Source organism: Rhodobaculum claviforme (assembly GCF_016653255.1).
Taxonomy (GTDB): Bacteria; Pseudomonadota; Alphaproteobacteria; order Rhodobacterales; family Rhodobacteraceae; genus Rhodobaculum; species Rhodobaculum claviforme.
This window is the reverse complement of sequence record NZ_NHSD01000098.1, coordinates 1-5763: the sequence shown is the minus strand read 5'-3', so window position 1 is coordinate 5763 and position 5763 is coordinate 1. Positions and strand designations below refer to the sequence as shown.

The window sequence follows — 5763 nt, the reverse complement described above, 5'->3', positions numbered from 1 at the left end:
CCTGCGGGCGCGGCTGGCCGCCCCTGCCCCCACCCCCGAGGCCCTGCCGACGGTTGCCCGGCTGGCCGCCCGCGCCACCGGCACCGACTGGCCGGCGGTGATCGCGCGCAGCGTCGGATTGTGGGCCGCGGGCCGGTTCGACCGGGGACAGGCGCTGTGGTCCCCTGCCCCGGGTCGGGGCGCCTTTGCCGCCTGGCGCGAATGGGCTACCCATGACCTGACCCCCGAAATCGCCGGGCTGGGCGGGTTCTGCGCCCATGTCGCCGCCGCCCCCGACACCGCCGAACGCGCGATCCTGCGCGCCGCCGAGGCGCTGGCGCTGTCCGACGCCGCCGCGCCCACCGCGCTGCACCGGCTGCTGATGGATCTCGGCGGCTGGGCCCAGCACGCCCGCTGGCTGCTGTGGCAGGCCGAGCTGCACGGCGACACCGATGCCACGCTCACCGATCTGCTGGCGATCCGGCTGATCTGGGAAGAGGCGCTGCTGGCCCATGCCCCGCAGGTCGCCCACGACTGGACGCAGACCGTCGCGGCCCATGCCGAACCGCTCGTGCCGACCTCCGAGCATGTCCTCGACGCCCTCCTCCAGGAGGCCGCCGAGCGCGCCCACCAGCGCCGCCTCGGCGCGCTGCTGACCGGGCCCGCGGTGGCGCAGGGGCGTCCCGCCTTGCAGGCCGCGTTCTGCATCGACGTGCGCTCCGAGGTGTTCCGGCGCGCACTCGAAGGCCTCGATCCGGGGATCGAGACGCTGGGGTTCGCCGGCTTCTTCGGGCTGCCGCTGGCCCACCGTGCCCAGGGCACCGACGACACCGCCGCGCATCTGCCGGTGCTGCTGACACCGGGGCTGACCTCGACCGCCCACGCCGACCCGGCACGGGAGGACGCCATCCGCATCGCCGCGCGCACCCGCCGCGCCTGGGGCCGGTTCCGGCAGGCGGCGGTGTCCTCGTTCGCCTTTGTCGAGGCGGCGGGGCCGCTCTATGGCGCCAAGCTGGTGCGCGACGCGCTTGGCCTGACGCAGCCCGCAGCCCCCGACCCGGCCCCCCGGATCGAGGGCGGCCTGTCGGCCGACGCCAAGGCCGCGACCGGCGCGGCGGTGCTGAAGGCCATGAGCCTGACCACCGGTCACGCACGGCTGGTTCTGCTGCTGGGCCATGGCGCGCGCGTCACCAACAATCCGCACGAAAGCGCCTATCACTGCGGCGCCTGCGGCGGACAGACCGGCGAGGTGTCGGCCCGGCTGCTGGCCGCGCTGCTCAACGATCCCGAGACGCGCGCGGGGCTGCCTGCGCTGGGGATCACGCTGCCGGACGACACGGTGTTCGTGGCCGGGCTGCACGACACCACCACCGATGCGGTGACCCTGTATCGCGACGCGCCGATGCCGGGGCATGCCGAGGATCTGGCGACGGCACGGGACTGGCTGGCGCGGGCCGCGCGGCTGGCACGGGTGGAACGCGCCGCGCGCCTGCCCGGCGCCACGGCCGAGACGATCCCCGCCCGCGCGCTGGACTGGGCCGAGGTCCGCCCCGAATGGGGTCTGGCCGGGTGTGCGGCCTTCATCGCAGCACCGCGCGCGGTGACGGCCGGGACCGACCTTCAGGGCCGGGCGTTCCTGCACAGCTATGACTGGCAGGCCGATCACGGCTTCGGCACGCTGGAGCTGATCCTGACTGCGCCAGTGGTCGTGGCCAGCTGGATCAGCCTGCAATACTACGGCTCGGCCGTCGCCCCCACGGCCTTTGGCGGCGGCAACAAGCTGATCCACAATGTCACCGGCGGCATCGGGGTCGTGCAGGGCAACGGCGGGATCCTGCGGCCGGGCCTGCCGTGGCAGACGGTGCATGACGGCGCGCAGCTGGTCCACGAGCCGTTGCGGCTGTCGGTGCTGATCGAGGCGCCACAGCCCGCCATGACCGCCATCCTGGACCGGCACCCGCAGGTCCGCGCGCTGTTCGACAACGGGTGGCTGCACCTGTTCGCGCTGGAGGGGGGGCGGATCGCGGCCCGCTACCGGCCCGGACTTTCGTGGCAGGCCGATCCGGGCCTTGCCCGCGCGGCCTCATGACGGCCCGGGCCGGAGGCCCCCCTCCGGCCCTTCATCGGGCCCGAGGGCGGGTGCTGCGCAATCACGCCACCCGCAGCGCGCGCCTGCCGTGCCGCGCGCCACCGCGCCCCGCCGGGCAGCACCGCTCAGGGCTGGGTGAACAGCCGCTCGCGCATGTGCCGCAGCGGGCGGAACAGGTAATCCAGCAATGTCCTGTCACCGACCACGATGTCGACCTGCGCCGCCATGCCGGGCAACAGCTGCAACCCGGCCCCCCCGAGCGTGCTGTCTTCCTCGAGGCGGATGAACGCGGTGTAGTGTGGCCGCCCGGTCGCATCCGCGGCAAGGCCCGGAAGGATCGCCTCCACCCGACCGGCAAGGGGCGCGAGCTGGGCAAAGTCGAAGGCCGGAAAGCGCAGGCGGACGGTGTCGCCCGCCGCGACCATCCCGATGTCGCCGGGGGCGATGCGGGCGCGGATGCGCATGGTGGTGCCGTCGGGGGCGATGCGGGCCACGTCTGCGCCGGGGGCGATCACGCCGCCCACCGTCCCGGCGAATGCCACCAGAACCACGCCGGCGGTGGGCGCCCGCACCACGGTGCGCGTGATCCGATCCTCCAGCCGCGCCATCGCCTCCTGCAGCTCGGCCGCCTCACGCAGCGCGACGGCGCGCTGGCTCAGGTGGTCGGCGCGGCTGTGCGCGGCCAGTTCCGCCAGGCGCTGCCCGGTCTCCGCGATGCTGCGCGCCAGACGCTCGCCCTCCCCCTCGAGGCGGCGCACCTCGCTTTCGGCACTGCTGTGGCGCAGGTCGACCTCGATCACATGCATGCGCGAGTGCACGCCGGTGCGCGCAAGATCCCGGCGCATGCCACGTTCCTCCTCGACCATCGCAAGCCGAAGCCGGGCATCGCCAAGCAGCCGGTCGAGGTTGACAATCCCGGCGCGGGCCGTGGCGATCTGGCTGTCCAGCACCGAGCGGCGCGTCGCCTCGGCGCTGCGCTGGCCCTCGAACAGGGCGGTCTGGGCAGCGAGCATCGCCGGCGTGGCCCCATCGACCGCGTCGAACCTGGGCGGGCGCCCGGACAGCAGCGCCTCCAGCCGCTCCAGATCCAGCGCGAGGGCGCGGGCGCGCACCTGCAACTGCGCATGCTCGGCCATCAGCGCGCGGGTATCCAGGCGCAGGATCGGCTCGTCGGCCCGCACCTGCTGGCCGTCGGTGACCAGCAGCTCGGCCACGATGCCGCCCTCCAGATGCTGTACGCGTTGCAGCGGCACGCGCGCCTCCACCTCGCCCTCGGCGCGGACAAGCTCGCTCAGCGGCGCAAGGGCGGCCCATGCAAGGAACGCCAGCACGAGCGCCAGCACCGCCACCGCCGTCCAGCGCAGCAGCGCGGGCGCCGCGCGTTCCTCCAGCAAGGTGGCATGCGCCAGCAGCGCATCGCCGCGCGACCGGCGGCCGCGGCCTGGGGCGGGGTGCGGGTGGACAAGGGTGGTCATGCGCGATCCTCCTGCGGGGCGCTCCGGGGGCGGCGGGTCACATCAGCGCCGCGGGCGGGGCGGCCCGCACGACGCTGCCGCCGTTCAGGACGATCACCCGGTCGGCCAGCCGCATCGTCGCGGGCCGGTGGGTGACCATCAGCGTCGTCACGGCGCCGCGGAACTCCGCAAGCTGGTCGTGAAACACCGCCGTCAGATCGGGATCGAGGTTGTCGATCGCCTCGTCCAGAAGCAGCAGCCGGGGTTCGCGCAGATAGGCCGCCGCCAGCCCCAACCCGTTCACGAGGCTGGAGGACACCTGGCCGCTGCGCCCGTCCCCGACGCGGTGCGCAAGCCCGCCCGGCAGGCGGCGGATCAGCCCCCCGATCCCGGCGCGCCGGATCGCGGCGTCGATCTGTTGCGGGGTGGCGGTCGGCATCGACAGGCGCAGGTTCTGCTCGACCGTGCCGAAGAACAGCTCGAACTCCTGCGGCACATAGCCGATCGCCTGGCGCAGCGCGACGGGCGCATGCTGGCGCGTGTCGATGCCGTCGATGACGATGGTGCCGGCCTGCGGGGCGTGCAGGCCAAGCAGCAGCTTCAGCAGCGTGGACTTGCCCGCCCCGTTCGGGCCGGTGATCGCGATGATCTCGCCCGGCGCGATCTCGGCGGAAATCGCCATCGCCGCCGGATCAAGCTCGGCCGCGTACTTGAACGACACGCGCACGAGGCTGAGCCCTCCGGCGCGCAGCGGTGCGATGTCGCCGCGCCGGGTCGTGGCGCAGCCCTCCGGCGGGGTCTTCATGGCGCGGTCGATGCTGGCGATGGTGCCGCGCAGCTGATCGAACCGGGTCAGCAGCACGAACGCCGCCTGGATCGGGGCCAGCGCGCGCCATGTCAGCGTCATGATCGCGATCAGCGCCCCCATCGACAGCGCCCCCTCCATCATCGCCAGCGCGCCGAGGCCGACCGTCAGCAACCCCGCAGAAACCATCACGATCTGCCCCACCGCCGTCACCAGCGCCGCGAGCGTCTGCGCGCGGTGGCCCGCATGCGCGGCCGCCCCCGACAGCATGCGAAACCGCGCGCGCCAGCGCGGGGCGGCACCGGCCAGGCGGATGTCCTCGCCATGCGCGATCGCCTCGAACAGGAAGTCCTGACGCGCCATGGCGGTCTGCGCTTGCGCGGCCGCCGCACCCCGCAGCGCCGGCGCAAGCACCAGCGCGGCCAGCCCATACACCCCGACCGCCGCCAGCGGCACCAGCGCCAGTGTCCCGCCCAGCAGCGCCAGCGCCGCCAGGAACACCGCCGCGAACGGCAGTTCGATCACCGTGATCGCGGCCGAGCCCGCCAGCGCGTCGCGCACCCCCTCGGACTGGCGCAGACGTTGCACCCGCGCCCCCATGCGCATCCGCTCGCTGATCGCCACCGGCAGCGCGAGCAGATGCGCAAACACCCCCCCCGACAGCAACAGCGTGATCCGCGCGCCCAGCCGCGCCAGCATGCGCCCACGCAGGCTGCGCAACACCGCCTCACCCAGCAGGGCGACCGCGACGCCGACCAGCAGCGACACCAGCGTCGGCAGCGACCCTGCCGGGATCACCCGATCATAGAGCGCCATGATGAACAGCGCCGGCGCCACCGCCAGCAGATAGATAAGGAACGTCAGCGCCGCGACGCGCGCATAAAGACCCCGGAACCGCGCCATCACGAACCCGACCCAGCGACCGGCCTCGGCGGCGGCGCGGGCGTCGCCCGTGCCCTCGATCCGCTCGAACAGGCAGATGTCGCCCCTGAGGTGCCGGGCATGCCGCCGGGCGGGCCCATCCAGCGCGGGATCATGGACCCGAACCTCTCTGCGGGGACCGCCGGGGCCCAGCAGCACGAGGGCGCGGCCATCGCGCGGCAGCATGAGCGCCGGCATCAGCCGCGCGTCGATGCGGTCGGCGCGGGTGTCCGGGAGCACGGTCGAGGCATACCCCAGCAGCGCCATCACATCGCGCAGGGCCACAAGGTCAAGCCGATCCTCGAAATGCGGCAGCGCCTCGGCCAGGGTGCGCGGCGGGCCGTCCCAGCCCAGCGCGGCCAGCAACGGCCCCAGCGCGCGCGCCAGGGCGCAGCCCTCGGCCAGTGCGCCAAGGCTGGCGGCGATGGCGGCCGTGCGCGCGGCGTCGGTGTCGGGCGATGCGTCCGCCCCCCAGCCGGACGGGGGCGCGATGGCGACCTGTGCGGCGGTCATGC

General features: G+C 74.2%; 3 protein-coding genes. 1 reads left to right on the top strand and 2 read right to left on the bottom strand.

The window, feature by feature from the left end:
* Positions 1-2068: YbcC family protein (locus CCR87_RS01840; RefSeq protein ID WP_201155624.1), on the top strand; the 2068-nt coding region annotated here is incomplete at its 5' end.
* 125 nt (positions 2069-2193) lie between these two features.
* On the opposite strand, the gene CCR87_RS01835 is transcribed toward CCR87_RS01840, so the two are convergent.
* Together CCR87_RS01835 and CCR87_RS01830 are read right to left on the bottom strand one after the other, a co-directional pair.
* Positions 2194-3543 carry an HlyD family type I secretion periplasmic adaptor subunit gene (locus tag CCR87_RS01835; RefSeq protein ID WP_201155623.1) on the bottom strand — a complete coding sequence of 450 codons (1350 nt, stop codon included), beginning with the start codon at positions 3541-3543 and terminating at the stop codon, positions 2194-2196.
* A gap of 37 nt (positions 3544-3580) precedes the next feature.
* On the bottom strand, positions 3581-5763 hold a 2183-nt coding region (locus tag CCR87_RS01830), incomplete at its 5' end, for a peptidase domain-containing ABC transporter (RefSeq protein WP_201155622.1).

Excerpts from the sequence above, each read along its gene's own strand:
- CCR87_RS01835 (WP_201155623.1), bottom strand. The coding sequence starts at position 3,543 with ATGACCACCCTTGTCCACCCGCACCCCGCCCCAGGCCGCGGCCGCCGG.